General features: G+C 42.3%; 18 protein-coding genes. 17 read left to right on the top strand and 1 reads right to left on the bottom strand.

Annotation, left to right across the window (positions count from 1 at the left end):
* The first annotated feature begins 493 nt into the window (after window positions 1-493).
* From G587_RS0114495 to atpC, 10 genes are all read left to right on the top strand, one after another.
* Entirely contained in the window at window positions 494-772 is a 279-nt protein-coding gene (locus G587_RS0114495) for an AtpZ/AtpI family protein (protein WP_026492858.1), read from the top strand.
* A 26-nt stretch (window positions 773-798) separates the two neighbouring features.
* A complete protein-coding gene (locus G587_RS0114490; RefSeq protein ID WP_026492857.1) occupies window positions 799-1,233 on the top strand; it encodes a hypothetical protein in 435 nt (144 codons plus the stop codon).
* Between the two features lie 9 nt (window positions 1,234-1,242).
* Window positions 1,243-2,004, top strand: a complete 762-nt coding sequence (locus tag G587_RS0114485) for a F0F1 ATP synthase subunit A (protein WP_026492856.1) — start codon at window positions 1,243-1,245, stop codon at window positions 2,002-2,004.
* A gap of 46 nt (window positions 2,005-2,050) precedes the next feature.
* Window positions 2,051-2,332 carry an ATP synthase F0 subunit C gene (gene atpE / locus G587_RS0114480; RefSeq protein ID WP_022761136.1) on the top strand — a complete coding sequence of 94 codons (282 nt, stop codon included), beginning with the start codon at window positions 2,051-2,053 and terminating at the stop codon, window positions 2,330-2,332.
* 49 nt (window positions 2,333-2,381) lie between these two features.
* A complete protein-coding gene (atpF, locus tag G587_RS0114475) occupies window positions 2,382-2,885 on the top strand; it encodes a F0F1 ATP synthase subunit B (protein ID WP_026492855.1) in 504 nt (167 codons plus the stop codon).
* Window positions 2,882-3,421 (top strand): ATP synthase F1 subunit delta, encoded by a 540-nt coding sequence (atpH, locus tag G587_RS0114470; protein ID WP_026492854.1) that lies wholly within the window; start codon window positions 2,882-2,884, stop codon window positions 3,419-3,421. Before atpF ends, atpH begins: the two co-directional genes overlap by 4 nt.
* Window positions 3,422-3,451: 30 nt before the next feature.
* Window positions 3,452-4,975, top strand: a complete 1,524-nt coding sequence (atpA, locus tag G587_RS0114465; RefSeq protein ID WP_026492853.1) for a F0F1 ATP synthase subunit alpha — start codon at window positions 3,452-3,454, stop codon at window positions 4,973-4,975.
* A 16-nt stretch (window positions 4,976-4,991) separates the two neighbouring features.
* Window positions 4,992-5,849: an ATP synthase F1 subunit gamma gene (gene atpG / locus G587_RS0114460; protein WP_026492852.1), complete on the top strand. Its 858-nt coding sequence runs from the start codon at window positions 4,992-4,994 to the stop codon at window positions 5,847-5,849.
* Between the two features lie 81 nt (window positions 5,850-5,930).
* Window positions 5,931-7,328, top strand: coding sequence for a F0F1 ATP synthase subunit beta (gene atpD / locus G587_RS0114455; protein ID WP_026492851.1), 1,398 nt, complete (start codon window positions 5,931-5,933; stop codon window positions 7,326-7,328).
* Between the two features lie 96 nt (window positions 7,329-7,424).
* Entirely contained in the window at window positions 7,425-7,826 is a 402-nt protein-coding gene (atpC, locus tag G587_RS0114450; RefSeq protein ID WP_026492850.1) for an ATP synthase F1 subunit epsilon, read from the top strand.
* Between the two features lie 525 nt (window positions 7,827-8,351).
* On the opposite strand, the gene G587_RS24630 is transcribed toward atpC, so the two are convergent.
* The gene (locus tag G587_RS24630; protein WP_051201059.1) at window positions 8,352-9,122 is read right to left on the bottom strand and encodes a hypothetical protein; all 771 of its coding nucleotides are present in this window, start codon (window positions 9,120-9,122) and stop codon (window positions 8,352-8,354) included.
* A 288-nt stretch (window positions 9,123-9,410) separates the two neighbouring features.
* On the opposite strand from G587_RS24630, the gene G587_RS0114435 reads away from it, so the two are divergent.
* The 7 genes from G587_RS0114435 to G587_RS0114405 all read left to right on the top strand — a co-directional run bounded on the left by G587_RS0114435 (window position 9,411) and on the right by G587_RS0114405 (window position 17,964).
* Window positions 9,411-10,289 carry a cation diffusion facilitator family transporter gene (locus G587_RS0114435; RefSeq protein ID WP_026492849.1) on the top strand — a complete coding sequence of 293 codons (879 nt, stop codon included), beginning with the start codon at window positions 9,411-9,413 and terminating at the stop codon, window positions 10,287-10,289.
* A 321-nt stretch (window positions 10,290-10,610) separates the two neighbouring features.
* Window positions 10,611-11,246 carry a DUF4867 family protein gene (locus G587_RS0114430; RefSeq protein WP_026492848.1) on the top strand — a complete coding sequence of 212 codons (636 nt, stop codon included), beginning with the start codon at window positions 10,611-10,613 and terminating at the stop codon, window positions 11,244-11,246.
* Window positions 11,247-11,256: 10 nt separating this feature from the next.
* Window positions 11,257-12,285 (top strand): LacI family DNA-binding transcriptional regulator, encoded by a 1,029-nt coding sequence (locus G587_RS0114425; RefSeq protein ID WP_026492847.1) that lies wholly within the window; start codon window positions 11,257-11,259, stop codon window positions 12,283-12,285.
* Between the two features lie 333 nt (window positions 12,286-12,618).
* On the top strand, window positions 12,619-14,097 hold the full coding sequence (locus G587_RS0114420) for an L-fucose/L-arabinose isomerase family protein (RefSeq protein WP_026492846.1): 1,479 nt from the start codon (window positions 12,619-12,621) through the stop codon (window positions 14,095-14,097).
* Between the two features lie 666 nt (window positions 14,098-14,763).
* On the top strand, window positions 14,764-15,735 hold the full coding sequence (locus G587_RS0114415; protein ID WP_026492845.1) for a D-2-hydroxyacid dehydrogenase: 972 nt from the start codon (window positions 14,764-14,766) through the stop codon (window positions 15,733-15,735).
* A 303-nt stretch (window positions 15,736-16,038) separates the two neighbouring features.
* Window positions 16,039-17,064 (top strand): GGDEF domain-containing protein, encoded by a 1,026-nt coding sequence (locus tag G587_RS24625; RefSeq protein ID WP_051201058.1) that lies wholly within the window; start codon window positions 16,039-16,041, stop codon window positions 17,062-17,064.
* A gap of 27 nt (window positions 17,065-17,091) precedes the next feature.
* The gene (locus tag G587_RS0114405) at window positions 17,092-17,964 is read left to right on the top strand and encodes an aldose 1-epimerase family protein (RefSeq protein WP_026492844.1); all 873 of its coding nucleotides are present in this window, start codon (window positions 17,092-17,094) and stop codon (window positions 17,962-17,964) included.
* Window positions 17,965-17,967: the final 3 nt, after the last annotated feature.

Raw genomic sequence — 17,967 nt, 5'->3', positions numbered from 1 at the left:
AGTGACTGAAGTTTATAAAAAGTAAGTATCCAGAAGCATTTAGGAAGGCTGGACAAAGTGCCCAGCCTTATTGTGATGCTCTTAATTAGAAAAATAAAATCATGCAGAAATCATTCATTCACCTGTTGACATTTGTTAGCAGGTTTTGTTGCACAAGACCGGCAAGCGAATGGATGCTTGCATACAAATTCATTTGCCGGTTGTAAGAACATGGAGCACGAAGTGCGGAATGTTCGTGTGCGAAATCGAGTAGGAGTCAGCCTACTCGATTATATTCAAAAAATGCTCTTAAAATCGATATATTTTCCGCGAATAAAAAGTAAAATGTTTGTAAAATCGCTCACAAAGAATTGTTTTTTCTGACTAATCCTTGTATTATTGAAATATATGTTGCGGTATTCCGACCTTTGATTAAAATTATCAGATATGAATGGCGGAAACGCAGATAATATCTATAAAAATTGAGTTTAAAGCAGAAAGCTAAAGACAATAAATGATCAAAAAGACAACGGATTTTTCAAAATTAATGACCCAGTTTGCGATGGTTGGGCAACTGGGCTTATCTCTTGTAACACCGCTCTTAATTTGCATATTTGCGTGCTACATGCTGACTACCAGACTGGGTGTTGGCACATGGGTGTATATTGTGGGCTTTTTCTTTGGGCTCGGGGGTTCATTTATGACGGCTTACAAGGTTTATCTTGAGGTTGAGAAGAAAAACGAGAAAAAGAAACGCTCAGAGAAAGAAGTGTCTTTCAACAAACATATTTAAAAAATAATGGAGAGAAAAGTTTTGTTATGGTGATTCAGGATGCAGTCAAGAAGGAGACTTCGTTCATTGCTGTGGGGACAGCGGTGGCGAGCCTTGTTGTGTTAGCAGTATTTTTTGTTTTGCATCAAGTGGTGCCTGTGGATGCGCCTTTTGGCTACAAGGTACCTTTTGATTATACGGTCTTCTTAGGTGCGATAGGTGGAACTGTCGTAGCTGTGGGGAACTTCTTCTGGATGGGCCTTACAGTGCAGAAGATCACAGGGATGAATGAAGAGGAGATGGACAGGGCGAGAAGTACCATGGCTGTAAGCTTGCGTTATCGCACGATGATGCAGCTCCTATGGGTGATTCTGTCTATCTTTGTGCCGGCTATAAATCTTGTAACCGGTGTTATTCCTCTATTTATTCCGAGTATTTTAATAAAAATTCGCGGGATTCTAACTGCGAGGAAAGGAAGGTGAAAATAAAGTATGAACTTTGAAGTAGCCGGCAGTAAGATCTATTACACCATCCACACCGGCATACCGATCCTTGGAGATTTTAATATCACTGAGACATTGGTTGTCAGCTGGATTGTAATGGCGATTATAACGCTGCTGTGTATCTTCCTGACGAGAAACCTTCAGGTCGAGAATATTTCAAAGCGCCAGGCAGTTGCAGAGATGATTGTTGAAGCAGCTCACAATCTGGTTCGAAGCAATACAGGCGGTACTAAGTTTGACTGGCTTATTCCGCTGGTATCCACGATATTTGCAACAAGTATCGTATCGAACCTGATATGCCTTGTAGGACTCAGAAGTCCGACGGCCGATCTTTCAACAGAAGCGGCATGGGCAGTTGTCGTATTCGTAATTATCACTGCGTGCAAGATCAAAGCTGGAGGATTCCTTGGATATCTGAAAGGATTCACCACTCCAATCGCTGTAATGACACCGTTCAATATTCTTTCTGAGTTGGCAACACCTGTAAGTATGGCTTGCCGTCACTTCGGTAACATTCTCTCAGGTATAGTTATTGACGGACTTATCTATGCAGCACTTGCCATTGCGTCTTCGGCATTATTTGGACTTATACCGGGCGCTGTGGGTGATGTACTTTCCCATATTCCGATCCTCAGTGTCGGACTCCCGGCAATCCTGGGCGTGTATTTTGACTGGTTTACAGGATGTATGCAGGCGTTTATTTTCTCAATGCTGACGATAATGTATATCGCCAACGCAGCAGAGGGGTAATTTTTACAATTTCATATAAAAACATTACTTTTAGGAGGATTTCAACATGAGTGATTTTCAGATTTTAGCAAAAGGTATTGCACTTGCAGGATGCGGTATTGGTGCAGGATGTGCACTGATCGCCGGTATCGGACCTGGTATTGGTGAAGGAAATGCCGTTTCTAAGGCACTTGAGGCAATCGGACGCCAGCCTGAGTGTAAGGGTGATGTAACAAGTACCATGCTTCTTGGTTGTGCGATCGCTGAGACAACCGGTATCTATGGTTTCGTTACTGGTCTTCTTCTTATATTCGTAGCACCCGGCACATTCATGGGCTATCTGAACTGATCTTTTTCAGTAGCTTAAGCCCCAAAGTAGAAATTATGGAGGTAAACGAATGGGCACACAGGACTTAGTAACACTCGTTCCGTGGACGTTCATAGCACAGATCCTGAACCTCTTCATTCAGATGTGGCTCATCAAGAAGTTCCTTTTCAAACCTATAAATGAGGTAATCGAAAAGAGACGTCAGCTCACCGAGAACGAAATCAAGGGAGCAAGAGAAGCCAAGGAAAAAGCTGAATCAATGAAGAAGGAATATGAGACAAGCTTATCATCCGCACAGGCAGAAGCAGCTGAGATAGTTGCAAATGCTCAGAAGGAAGCACAGGGCAAGGCTGACAACATCGTTAAGGAAGCTGAGCAGCAGGCCAAGGGTCTCATGGAGAAAGCGGAAGCTGATATAGAACAGTCAAAGAAGAAAGCCATTAACGAGGCTAAGGACACCATCGGCGGACTTGCAATGGATATTGCAGGAAAAGTCGTGGAGAAAGAAATCAACGAGAACGATCATAAGAAACTTATTGATGAATTCATTAACAATGTAGGGGAGGCGTCATGACCAAGGCTGGAGATTTATACGGACAAAGTCTGTATGATCTGGCGCTTTCGGAAAACCTTACGGATGATATCTTAAGTCAGATGGAATCGGTCAAGGAGATATTTAAGGAGAATCCTGATTATGTCACACTTTTATCGGAACCATCCATTCCGAGAAAAGAGAGATTAAGGCTTGTTGATGAAGCATTTGACGGACAGCTCCAACCGTACCTGCTTAACTTTATAAAGATACTCATTGAGAGAGGATTGCTGAGACAATTTTCCTCATGCGTAAACAGGTTCAGGAGCAGTTATAACAAGGATCACGGAATTGCAGAGGCAACCGTGACAAGCGCTATAGCACTTAACGAGTCGCAGATAAGCGCACTTAAGTCAAAGCTTGAGTCAATCAGCGGCAAGAAGATTCTTCTAACTCAGAAAACCGATGGAGCTGTACTCGGAGGAATCCGGGTGGAGATCGAAGGTAAGCTCTATGATGGAACAGTTCAGGGGCGCCTCGATGAACTCCGCAAGAAGGTTGACGAGACAGTCCTATAAGTAAGAATAAAACCCACGGAGGCTTTTAGAATGGAATTAAAACCAGAAAAAATATCCGAGGTGATTCGAAGCCAGATCAAAAACTATCAAAATGCGATCATTCAGAATGAGACCGGTACAGTTCTTACCGTTGGTGACGGTATTTCCAGAGTTAGCGGACTTTTGAACTGTATGTCAGGAGAGCTTCTCGAGTTCGAGAACGGCACATTCGGAATGGCTCAGAACCTCGAAGAGACAGTAGTATCCGCGGTTCTGTTCGGAGAAGATGTTGGTATCAGCGAAGGACAGACCGTTAAGCGTACCGGACGCGTAGTTTCAGTTCCGGTTGGCGATGCAATGATAGGACGTGTTGTAAACGCTATCGGACAGCCGATTGATGGCGCAGGCCCTATCGAATCAAACGATTTCAGACCTGTTGAAATTAAGGCACCGGGTATTATCGAAAGACAGCCCGTTAAAGAGCCTTTGCAGACAGGTATTAAGGCCATCGACTCCATGATCCCGATCGGACGTGGACAGCGTGAGCTGATTATCGGTGACAGACAGACAGGTAAGACTACTATTGCTATCGATACGATCATCAACCAGAAGGGTAAGGATGTAATCTGTATCTATGTAGCAATAGGTCAGAAGAGATCAACAGTTACTTCACTTGTGGCAGAACTGCAGAACGCAGGCGCTATGGAGTATTCCATCGTCGTAGCAGCTACGGCATCAGAGCCCAGCCCGCTGCAGTACATCGCACCTTACACAGGCTGCACCATGGGTGAGTACTTCATGAACAAGGGTAAGCACGTACTGGTTATCTATGATGACCTTTCAAAGCACGCTGTTGCATACCGTGCACTTTCCCTTCTTATCCGCAGACCTCCGGGACGTGAAGCTTATCCCGGTGACGTATTCTACCTGCATTCAAGACTCCTTGAGAGAGCTGCTAAGCTTTCTGATGAAAATGGTGGTGGTTCACTTACCGCTCTTCCTATCATCGAGACACAGGCAGGTGACGTATCTGCGTACATTCCTACAAACGTTATCTCCATCACAGATGGACAGATATTCCTTGAGACAGAGCTTTTCCACTCAGGTATCATGCCGGCGGTTAACCCCGGTATCTCAGTATCCCGAGTAGGTGGTAACGCTCAGATTAAGGCTATGAAAAAGGTTGCAGGTACACTGAAGCTGATCTATTCACAGTACCGTGAGCTGCAGAGCTTTGCTCAGTTCGGTTCAGACCTTGATGAAGACACCAAGAGTCGTCTTGCACAGGGTGAAAGAATCGTGGAAGTTCTTAAGCAGGATAAGAGTTCACCGGTTGCTGTTGAGAAGCAGGTTGCTATCCTATACGCAGTTATCAACAATGTTCTGACTGATGTTGCAGTTACAGACATTGCAGAGTATGAAGCAGGCCTCTTTGAATACCTTGATACCAATCCTGACGGAAGCGATGTTATGAAGACTATTCGCGAGACAGGAAAACTCGAGGCAGAGACAGAAGAGAAGATGAAGAACGTACTTAAGGCATTTACCGAGAAGTTTCTTGCAGGTAAAAAGTGATAACGGAGGATAACACATGGCTGCTAATATGAAAGCTGTGAAGCTCCGGATAAAAAGCGTACAGAGCACCATGCAGATTACAAAAGCGATGCAGCTGGTTGCTGCCAGTAAGCTGAGAAAGGCGAAGGAGAAAGCAGATAACTCCAAGCCCTATCTTGGAACGCTTCTGGATACACTTCATGATATCGCTGATGGAAACCATGATTTTCAGTCGCCCTATACCAAGGCAGGCAAAAATGATAAGTGGTTATATGTTGTAATCGCCGGTGACAGAGGACTTGCAGGAGGATATAACTCCAACCTGTTTAAGTTTATGGAGAGCGAGACTAAGGGACGTGATATTGAAGTATTCCCTATAGGAAAAAAATCCGTTGAGTACTTCAAGCACAGAAATGTTCCGATTTTTACAGAGGAATTTGCAGAAGTTGCCAAGGTAACAATTTCAGAGTGTTTCTCTGTAGCAAAGCTTTTATGCGAGGCATATAAAGAGGGTAAATTCGGACATATTTTTCTGTGTTATACAGATTTTGTATCTATGATGTCACAGGTTCCAAAGGCCAGTCCTATCCTTCCGTTGTCAGACCTGGCAGTAGGAGATGGGGCTGCGAAAAAGAACAAATCGCTCATTCTGTATGAACCGGATAGCGAGACTGTTTTCAATACAGTTGTTCCGGAGTATTTGGCGGGAGTGCTATACACGAGTATAAATATCTCTGTTGCGAGTGAGCTTGCAGCGAGAAGAACTGCGATGGAAGCAGCTACCGACAACGCAGAAGAAATGATTGAAACATTAAGTCTGTATTATAACAGAGCACGTCAGGCAAGTATTACTCAGGAAATTACAGAGATTGTTGCCGGTGCAGAAGAACCGTAATAAAAAACCGATTCCCAAGGATGTTCCTGATTTATAAAACACAGGAACAGATCAGGGATGAGAGGAAAAGGAGTACTCACGATGAGTGAAAAACATGTTGGAAAGGTAATACAGGTAACAGGACCTGTCCTTGACATTCGTTTTGGCGAGGGTGAGCTGCCGGATCTGCATAGCGCTATTGAGATCAAGAATGGAGATTCCACTCTTGTAGCTGAGGTAGCACAGCAGATTGGTGATGATGTAGTTCGTTGTATTGCAATGAGCTCCACGGATGGACTTGTTCGTGGAATCGATGCAGTAGATACAGCTGCTCCCATCTCAGTTCCGGTAGGTGACGAGTGCCTGGGACGAATTTTCAATCTTCTTGGTGAGCCCGTTGATAATCAGCCTGCTCCCACGACGCAGGAGAGATGGCCAATTCACAGACCGGCTCCGTCATTTGAAGATCAGGTTCCTGCTACTGAGATTTTTGAGACAGGAATTAAGGTAGTTGACCTTATCTGCCCTTACGCTAAGGGTGGTAAGATTGGTTTGTTCGGTGGTGCGGGAGTTGGTAAAACCGTCCTTATCATGGAGCTTATCAATAACGTTGCTAAGGCACACGGTGGTATCTCAGTATTCACCGGTGTCGGCGAGCGTACCCGTGAAGGAAATGACCTTTACGGAGAAATGAAAGAAAGTGGAGTTATTAACAAGACTGCACTTGTTTACGGACAGATGAACGAGCCCCCGGGAGCACGTATGAGAGTTGCTCTTTCAGGACTTACAATGGCTGAATATTATCGTGATGTTAAGAATCAGGATGTGCTTCTTTTCATCGATAACATCTTCCGTTTCACACAGGCCGGTTCAGAGGTTTCCGCGCTGCTTGGACGTATGCCTTCAGCCGTTGGTTACCAGCCTACACTGGCTACAGAGATGGGTGCGCTTCAGGAGCGTATCACATCAACCAAGAAGGGTTCAATCACATCAGTTCAGGCCGTTTACGTGCCTGCAGATGACTTGACAGACCCTGCTCCCGCAACGACATTCACACACTTGGATGCAACCACCGTTCTTTCCCGTGACATTGCATCAAAGGGTATTTATCCGGCAGTTGATCCTCTGGATTCCACCAGCCGTATCCTTTCACCTGACGTAGTGGGTAAGGAGCACTACGAAGTTGCTAAGGGCGTTCAGCAGGTTCTCCAGAGATATCGTGAATTGCAGGATATCATCGCTATCATGGGTATGGATGAGCTTTCCGATGAAGATAAGCAGACAGTTTTCAGAGCTCGTAAGGTTCAGAACTTCCTGTCACAGAGCTTCTCAGTTGCTGAGCAGTTCACAGGACTTCCGGGCAAATACGTTCCTCTGAAGGAAACCATCCGCGGATTTAAGATGATTCTTAACGGTGAGTGTGATGATCTTCCGGAGTCAGCATTCCTGCTGGTCGGAACAATTGATGAAGTGTTCGAGAAGGCTAAGAAGAATAGCTAAATATACTAGAGAGATTTTGCTTCCATGTGTTTAATAATACTGCGCTATTCCTGAACGGATGGTGATTGGAAAGCAGACAGATGAGGGTTTAACAATATGGCTACTTATCATTTAGAGGTCGTATCCATTGATGGATTGGAATATGAGGGCGAGGTTGAGAAGGTTCTGCTTCGTACTATAGATGGAGATGTTGAGATATTAGCAAGACATACCAACTATTGTACCGGTATAGGAATGGGAACTGCTCATGTAACCTTCGCAGATGGTACAGAGAGAAAAGCCGCATGTATTGGCGGAATGCTCTCAGTAATGGAAGGTGAAGTCCGTATTCTTCCGACCAACTGGCTCTGGAGCGACGAGATAGATGTGGAACGTGCGCGATCAGCGAAAGCCCGGGCAGAGGAGGCACTTAAAGATGCCAGACTTACCAAAGAGGCAAGGGTCCGCGCCGAAGCCAAGCTTTATCGTGCACTTGTTAGAATTGGTTCCGCTGATTAAATTTACGATTCAGCTATTTTTAGAGGATGATTTGCGTACTCGGGGGAGATGCAGGTCATGCTTATAGGCTGGTTGTGATATTAGAAGCGCTGTGGCTTGCCTATATGGCTTGCTGCAGCGCTTTTGTAAAAACCTGGTAGCGCCGGAGACGGCTCGGTACATTTTTTGATCGCAATCTCTTGCGGGGGCTTTATACATAAGGATACAGAATGAAAGGGTTGAAGGAAATAATCGGGGATTTTTCTGAGTTTGGTATCCTTTTTGGTGCTTATTTGAAGGTGTTTTTCGGGAAAATGGAAATTTTTTCTTGAAAATATCAATTTGGTATCCATGATTGTCTGATATAAGGGTACCAAATTAAGAAAAATCGCCTCGTAGTGAAAGTGACATCAAAAATAAGCATAATTAGAGGGGAAATGGATACCAAAGCAAATTTTTAAAGGGATTTTTTCCAAGTAAAACATTAAATGAATAATAAAGCCTCAAGTTTTGACCGGAGTAGCCATCGGTAACTTGCTCCATCATTTATATTATGTCTGCCCCGAAATGCAAATCAATGATCCCTTGAACATAGCTGATATCAAGAGGACAGTCAGCGGTCTCGTAGGTGAGGATTAGATTATCTCCCGGGACATATCCGGCATTTATGTAACTTCTAATTTTGTTGCACATAGCATTTTGATACTTAGCTTGATCGGCAAGACCAAAGTGTTCCCAAATATACAATTTATTAGTAACTGGATGCCGAATTGTGAAATCGGGATAAATGGTATATTCACCTAGCAAAAGAGCATGCTCATACATATAGGATAGGTGATGATCAAACAATGCGTAGGCGATAATAGCTTCTGATTTCGATCTGACAAATTGTCCCTTTGGGGCCTTTATTATTAATGCTTCGGGATGATTGGGATTGGATATGTAATCATGATCACTTAGCCATTGGTATTGATCTGAAAGTAGAGGTACATAAGGTGAATCTGCAGCTAAAATATTGTCAAGCCTGCAGTGCTTTCTGACTCGAATATATGCATTGATTGCAGTGATTTCATTTTCAATATCGCGAATATAGTTCTTCAACAAAGCCTTTTTAGCAAGCTGTGATGCATAATCAATTTTACTTTTAGAAATATAAGTTCTTTTAGTTTTTCCTGATTTATCTTTTTCCTGAAGATACCACTTTGCTCCATTTTGATATATTACAAGAGTTCCTTCAGGTAAAGAGTTCACTTCAGATTGATATTTGTGAAGTAGCTTGGTTAGTTGCTGCTTTCTGGTTAAGAAATAATTAGACATAAATATTTATATATTGCTGTAATTAGGGCAATACAAATAATACTCCTTTCATATTACAACTCCTCAAAAGAAAAATGCTTCAAAAACCAAAATAGGAAAATACGGATGAATATCCTTGAAACGATAAAGATGATAACATATTAAATATATAATGTAAAGTAAGATAATCAATGTGATTGTGATATAGTGCTGGGAATTGGCGACAAAACTGATAATACTGAATATTGCGAACAAATATAGCTTGCAAAATATTTGACGTGATTCGTGTTAATGGAGAATTTGAATAATATGGAAAAAAACATTCTTACAGAGCAAAGAAATGTAGCGGTCCTGTTAATTATATACAGAATACCTGAATTCATCACTTCCTTTATTGCGGCTATAGCCAGCGGTTCAATGGTTGTGTGGCTTGAATTTATGGAAAATGCAAGTGTTCTTGTTCCGGGAGTAATACTTGTAGTACTTACTACGAAACTGAATAAGAATCTGAAATTCAGATTCAATTATGGAACCGGAAAAGTAGAAGCGATAACAGCCCTTTGCTGTGAGACGTTTGATCTTGCGGGAATTTTGTGCATAGTATTCTTTGCTGTAAGAAAAATAATATTGCCGGAGAGTGAAGAAGAATTTTTGGTATTTGCACTTGTTGTAAGTATTGTTGGTGTGCTTATAGATATATTTATATATTTTAAAGAGAAGAATCTTGTGAGCAAGAACCATAGCAGGATGATCCATTCAGCATTTGTGGCAGCAAGAAACGAATTCGTGTTTGATGCGATTTCTATTGTAACATTGATTATTGGAATCATATTTGAAAAAGCGAGCTGGATAAGGTATTTTTCTCCGCTGGTATGCGTGGTTGTCTCATTGCCATTAGCATATATAGTGGTTCATCATCTGACAGATGCAATTAGAGAACTTAGCGACCTTACATTGGATGAGGATTCACAATTAAAGATCCTCAAGGCATTAAATGAGTTTTATGAATATTATGATGAGCTTGGAGAGATTAAAAGCCGTATAAGCGGAACTGACCAATATGTCGACATTGAACTTTGCTTTAAGCAGGATATGACTTACCACGAAGTAAGTAAGGTCTCAGAAAACATAAAGAAAAGAGTATCTGATGAAATCGGTGGTGGGATCGTAAACGTAGTAATAATCTAAATGCAAGAAATGCTGCTTTGATAGCAGCATTTTTTGTGCATCTAATGTAACTATCAGGACAATCAGGGATCTGTCTAACCTCTTCGCCTATCTCTATATTCATAGTCTTATCCTAAAGTGACATAATCACTTCAGTTATGTGTAATTGTGTAAGAAATGAGGGCAGGAAATTTGTTTAATTCTGATAATTGAAGTTGAGGGTGATAATAACATATAATGTGTGTACGTTAACGGAGGAGGAAAAACGCTTTTCCTAAGGTGGAAACAAGCGAAAAAATCCAAGTATAGACACGAAAAACTAGTAAAAGCGGGGTAGGAAAAATGGTAATCAAAAGCGTAACAGACAAAGAATTCAAAGAGTACGGCAGAGTTGTTGAGGGCTACAGTGTTGCAGAGATTTTAAAGACACTTGAGAACGACACACCTTGCCCGGATGATGTTGTTTATGTAGCTGAGGAGCCTAAGCTTATGGCTACATCAGATACCAAGGATCTTGGCACTAGCCTCTTTGGTGGTATGCCCTTCCAGTTCGGTTACTGCAACGGACATAACACAAAGATGAACTGCATGGAATATCACAGAGACAGCGAGTTCAACCTTGGAACTGAGGATTTCATCCTTCTTCTTGCTAAGCTCAGTGACATCGAAGACGGCAAGCTTGATTCATCTAAGGTTGTAGCATTCAAGTGCCCTAAGGGCGTACTTGTTGAGGTTTATGCTTCAACACTTCACTATGCTCCCTGCCATGCGGATGCTTCAAAGGGCTTTAAGGTTCTCATCGCACTTCCCAAGGGAACAAACGTAGGAACCACAGAGACAGCTGGCAAGAACCTTGATGACAGAACACTTTTTGCTACTAACAAGTGGCTTCTTGCACACAAGGATGCATCTGAGATTGCTGATGGTGCTTATGAAGGAATCACAGGCGAGAACATAGATATCGCAGCACTCATTTAATGAGGGGAACATGGCAACAATCACTGAAATAGCGAAGCAGGCAGGCGTTTCGATAGGTACTGTTGACCGTGTCCTTCACAACAGAGGATATGTGAAGCAGGAGACCAGGGAGAGGGTTGAGAAAGCGTGTGAGGAGCTCCACTATGAGCCTAATCGAGTGGCGCAGGGACTGGCAGTCAGGAAAAAGAAGCTTAAATTTCTTTTCATGATTCCGAAAACCCAGTTCAGTCCGTTTTTCATACCCGTTAGGGAAAGTGCCGAGAAGAAGGCGAAGTCTCTTGAGGCATATGCGGCAACTACGGATATCATCGAGTATCCCGATAATGCCGATGAAGAGAGCCGGTTACTGAAATCGCTGAAAGAAACCATAGGAGAGTACGATGGAGTCTGCATAACAGGTTCCACATCTCTTATAAATGATTTGATAATTGAAGAGCAGAAAAAGCGTGATCTTCCGCTTGTGTTCTACAACAGCAGACTGGATGGCGTAGAGCATCTTGCGTATGTGGGGTGTGACTATATTGCTTCCGGAAGGCTGGCAGCGGGACTTGCTGCCATGGCAGGAGGAGAGAACGCAAAGATTTGTTTTTTCACGGAGTATGACAGCATCAAGGAAAGTGCCACGGAGCGTATAAGGGGCTTCTCAAACGAGATGAATTCCCGTTATCCGGACATGGAGCTTCTGGGAAAATGGACCATATCCCTGGACCGCGCTGAGAATAAGCGTGCGGTTAAGGAGATGCTGATCAAGTACCCGGAGACAAATGTGGTATACGTCATCAATCCGAGAGATTACGACATCTGCAGACTTATATCCAATGAGGATACGCAGCACAAGATACGGATCATAACCAATGACCTTGTTGCGGTGCAGTATGAGATGTTCCACAAGGGAATGATCTCAGCCACAATATGCCAGGAGCCTGAAAAACAGGGAAAGCTTTCGCTGGAAATACTGTTTAATTATCTGGCGTACGGAACGGTGCCGAAGAAGGTGAATTACACGGAACTAAGTATTCATATAGAGCAGAATTTATGAGCCCTCATCCGGCGCTTTGCGCCACCTTCCCCCAGAGGGGGAAGGCAAGATGATATAGAGCCTTCCCCTTGGGGGGGAAGGCGGCAGCGAAGCTGCCGGATGAGGGGCATAGTTAACAGAATTTAAAGAATAATTCTGTGAAATATGTCAAATTGACAACAGAGACCGTAAAACTTATGATTTAGTAGATGTGTTAACGTACACACAAATTGATGGAATGCGTCATAAAAATATCTAAACGCATGAGAATCAAAGGCTTTTCGCGGTTTTGGAAAGAAAAATCGCATAACAACAGAAACAATAATTATTTATAAAGGGTAGGAGGATATCAGTATGAACAACATTCCCCAGGTTAAAATTGGTCTGGTAGCAGTCAGCCGTGACTGTTTCCCGGCATCACTTGCAATCAATCGTAGAAAGGCATTAGTTGAGAGCTACAAGAAGCTTTACAACGACGTAGACGTTTACGAGTGCCCTGTTTGCATCATCGAGAGCGAGACTCAGACACTTGAGGCTCTTGAGGATGTTAAGAAGGCAGGATGTAATGCACTTTGTGTATATCTTGGTAACTTCGGTCCTGAGATTTCAGAGACACTTCTTGCAGAGAAGTTTGGTGGTCCTGTAATGTTCTGCGCAGCAGCAGAGGAGTCACAGGGTGACCTTATCGATGGTAGAGGAGATGCTTACTGCGGAATGCTTAACGCAAGCTACAACCTTCACCTTCGTAACGTAAAGGCATATATTCCGGAGTATCCTGTTGGAACAGCAGATGAGTGCGCTAAGATGATCAACGAGTTCGTTCCGATCGCAAGAGCACTTTATGGACTTTCAGAACTCAAGGTTATCAGCTTTGGTCCTCGTCCGATGAACTTCCTTGCTTGTAACGCACCTATTCAGCAGATCTACAACCTTGGTGCTGAGATCGAAGAGAACTCTGAGCTTGATCTTTTCGAGAGCTTCAACAAGCACGCTGGTGACGCCAGAATCGCTGACGTTGTTGCAGACATGGAGAAGGATCTTGGCGCTGGTAACAAGAAGCCTGAAATCCTTTCAAAGCTTGCTCAGTATGAGCTTACACTTCTTGATTGGATCGAGGAGCACAGAGGCGGTAAGAAGTTCGTATGTATCGCTGGTAAGTGCTGGCCTGCATTCCAGACTCAGTTCGGATTCGTTCCCTGCTATGTAAACTCAAGACTTACAGGCCGTGGAATTCCGGTATCCTGCGAGGTAGATATCTACGGCGCAATTTCTGAGTTCATCGGAACATGCATCTCTGATGACGCTGTTACACTTCTTGATATCAACAACTCTGTACCTGCTGATATGTACGAAGAGTCCATCAAGGGCAAGTTCGACTACAAGCACACAGATACATTCATGGGCTTCCACTGCGGAAATACATGCACAAGCAAGCTTTCAAGCTGCGAGATGAAGTTCCAGAGAATCATGGCTAGAAACCTTCCTGAGGAAGTTACACAGGGAACACTTGAAGGTGACATTATGCCTGGTGATATCACATTCTACAGACTGCAGAGCACATCTGATAACCACCTTCGTGCATATGTTGCACAGGGTGAGGTTCTTCCTGTTGCTACTCAGTCCTTCGGTGGTATCGGCGTATTCGCTATTCCGGAAATGGGCAGATTCTACAGACACGTTCTCATCCAGGGCAACTTCCCTCACCACGGTGCAGTTGCATTTGGTCACTTCGGCAAGGCTCTTTACGAGGTATTCAAGTATGTAGGTGCTGAGACAATCGGCTACAACCAGCCTGCATCACTTCCTTATCCTACAGAGAACCCTTTCGCTTAATCAGTGATAAGTAATTTGTGAAAATAGAAATGCCTTTCGGGACTAATTTCCCGGAAGGCGTTTTTTTAATGGAAAATCTATTTTTGTCAGATGTATTAGTGGGAATAAGTTTTGGGAAAGAGGGGATTACATCAGTAAAGAGAAAAAAAGTAAACTGATGTAAAGATAATCATATGTGGGGATTCTTGTTACGTCAATTATAGCTAGATAGGAAAACTGGCGTAAGGAAAATCAGATGTTTGGGATTGCCATTACGTCAGTTGAAGAGGTAAATGGAAAACAGGTGTAAGGGGAATCAGATAGTTAGAGCTACCATTAAGTCTGTTAAAGAAATAAATGGGAAACAGGTGTAATGGGAATCAGATAGTTGGAGCTACCATTACGTCAGTAGAAGAAGTAAATGGAAAACAGGTGTAACGGGAATCAGAAGCTTGGAATTGTCATTACGTCATTTATAGGAAAAAAGAGAAAACCGGTGCAATTATAATATAATATTGAGAATTACAGTTACGCCAATAGTAAGACAAATGTGATAGTTGGCGTAAAGGATAGAATTCAGATATTTAAATACAAAATAATATGGTCTGAAAAATCTATAAAAACGCAACCAAAGTGATAGAATTGATGGAGTAGTGAAACATGTGTATAGAAAGGGATAATCAAACTATGAAAATAGTAGCAGCAGAAATTGACAGCGTGGGAAATGATATAGATTACAGATCCCTTGAGAAACTTGGAGATGTGACATTTTATAAGGATAAGGTAACCGCTGAGAATGCAGAGGAACGCCTTACTGGTGCAGATGTACTTTGCATCAACAAATCCAAAATTACTACAGATATTTTGAAAAAAGCACCTTCTTTAAAACTAATATGTGAGTTTGCGACCGGGTTTGACAATGTTGATATCAAAGCCTGCAAAGAGTGTGGAATCAAGGTTGCAAATGTTGCCGGATATTCTACAGCATCTGTTGCGCAGCATACCTTTGCACTTCTTTTCTATGTAATGGAAGCATTAAAGGATTATGATGAATTTGTAAAAAGCGGAGAATATGCTTCGCAATCACATTTTTGTAAGCTGGACATCCCTTTTCATGAGCTTGACGGTATGACCTGGGGAATCATAGGAATGGGTAATATCGGAAGAAAAGTTGCTCAGATAGCGACAGCATTTGGAGCGAAGGTGATTTTTTATTCTGCTTCAGGAAGAACGGCCAATAGCAAGGATGATGAAGCTTATGAAATGGTGAGTTTTGATGAACTCTTGGAGAGAAGTGATGTTTTATCGCTTCACTGCCCCCTGACAGATAAGACTAGAGATATCATAAATATGGATGCTCTTAAGAAAATGAAGAAATCCGCGATCTTGATAAATGTGGCAAGAGGACCAGTAGTAAATGAGGAGGATCTCGTAAAGGCGCTTGAGGATGGAGAAATTGCGGCAGCAGGACTTGACGTTCTGACAGTAGAGCCTATGAAAAAGGACAGCCCGCTTCTTAGAATTCAGGATAGTAAGAAATTGTTTGTGACACCCCATATGGCGTGGGCAAGTGTGGAAGCAAGAAGCCGGTGCGTAGAGGAAGTTGCAAAGAATATCCTGGCATTTGAGAAGGGAGAAGCAAGAAATATTGTAGGGTAACTAAAGACATTGCAAATAATAAGGAACATAGCAGGAGAATTAAAGCCTCCGGAATAACAAGGAACATTGCAGGAAAATTAAAGCCGTCGTAATAACAAGCAGCATTGCAGGAAAATTAAAGCCATTAGAATTGCAAGTAACATTATAGGTAAATTAAAACCTTCGAAATTACAGGAAACATCCTATTTAATTATAATTTAATGAGGTATTTATTTGCAGTTAAGCGAATTCAGCGATAATTATAGTGGGTGTAAAAACATAACTATTTTTCATATAAAAACATACTATTGAAGGTATTTTAATATGTTCTTGAACTTGAGAAGAGCCAAGTTAATAGCATGGGGCATGGCAATCTGCTTTCTGCTTATCCATGTTCTGATGTATTCCGTATTCGAGCAATGCAAAGTTACTCCTATGGTCAGGGTGAATATTTTCAGCATTATCTTTTATCTTGCAATGTTGTTTGTTGTCTACAAAGAGTGGTTCTCAATATATGCAATAGCGATTTATCTTGAAGTTGCTATGCATATGACGCTTGCAGTATTATTCACCGGTTGGGGCAGCGGATTTCAAATTACACTTATTGGAATGAATGTATTGGCTTTTTATGCTGAATATTCTGCCAGAGCACTAAAGATTAAATATGTCAGAGTGATGCCATTTTGCTTAATTGGTTTTATTCTTTATATTGGCAGCTACATTTATCTTCACTTTAATCCTGCTCCCTATGAACTGACAGGAAAGGCTGAGTTCTGGCTTACGATTCTGTGGGGCGTGATAGTTTTTGTGATCAATCTGTTTGTATTGCAGCTTCTTGTATATATCGCTAATTCCTCGGAAGAGAAGTTGGAGTTTCAGCTTTTTCATGACAAACTTACAGGACTTCCAAACAGATATTTTCTGGCTGAGAATTTGAAGGAAGTTGAAAATGGAAAAATAAAAAAGTACTGGATTGCCATCGGAGATATAGACAATTTTAAGAGAATAAATGATACATACGGACACAAATGCGGAGACTATGTGCTTATAACCATAGGAAAGATACTTGGAGAAAAAGCTGTAGTATGCTATCGTTGGGGCGGTGAAGAATTTATTTTTTGCGAAACAGCCGCAAGATCTTTTGAAGAAATAGTAAGCTTTCTCGATGAAGCAAGAAAAGAGATAGAGAATTATCCCTTTGAATTCGAAGGGCAAGAGCTTGGCAGAATCACTATGACTTTTGGGGCAGCATGTTCAGGGAATGCTAAAACTCTCAATGATGTATTCCGGGAGGCTGACGCTAAATTGTACGAGGGTAAGCTAAGTGGAAAAAATAAAGTTGTGGGATGAGATATTTTTGGAAAGGAATAACTACAGATGAGAGTTGTACTAAAGAACGAACAATTAACAGCAGAGATTGATACTCATGGAGCTGAGATAAAAAGCATAAAGCGTGGCGACAGGGAATATATGTGGTGCGGCGATCCCAAATTCTGGGGACGTACTTCGCCTGTTCTTTTCCCTTTTGTAGGAGCTGTGGCTGACGGGAAATATCGCTATGAAGGTAAAGAATATCCTATGGGACAGCACGGCTTTGCAAGAGATATGGAGTTCGAAGTAGTGGAAAAGTCTGATGACAAGGCAAGATTCGTACTTGCTTCAAATGAGCAGACAAGAGAAAAATATCCGCTTGATTTTAAACTTACAATTACTTATATCCTTGTTGCAGATACTGTAACAATAGGATGGAAAGTGGAAAATACAGGAAAAAAGGACCTTCCATTTGCGATAGGTGCACATCCTGCTTTTAATTGTAAACTTAGCAGTGAAGGAACACTTAAGGGAAACTCTGTAATACTTAAGACCGATAAAGATGTCCTCACAGTGAGGAAATTCCATGATCCGCTTGCAGCTAATGAGACCTATGAGCTTGAACTTGGCCGGAATAAAGCTATAGAAATTGATGAACACACATTTGATAACGGCGCGATAATCCTTGAGAACAGTCAGGTGAGCGGAGCATCAATTGCAGACTCTGATGGTAAAACTTTTGTTGAAGTAAGTTTTGATGCACCGCTTCTTGGAATCTGGTCACCTTCAGGGAAAAATGCACCATTTATCTGTATTGAGCCATGGTACGGAAGAGCCGACGCAGAAGGCTTTAGCGGAGAACTAAAGGACAGAGAGTGGAATCAGACACTGGCTCCATCTTGCAAATTCGACGCAAGCTATGTTGTAAAGTTTATATAATTG

The sequence above is a fragment of the Butyrivibrio sp. XPD2002 genome (assembly GCF_000423945.1).
Lineage (GTDB): Bacteria > Bacillota > Clostridia > Lachnospirales > Lachnospiraceae > Butyrivibrio.
The sequence above is the reverse complement of the archived record's forward strand: the minus strand, read 5'-3'. Positions and strand labels throughout refer to the sequence as shown.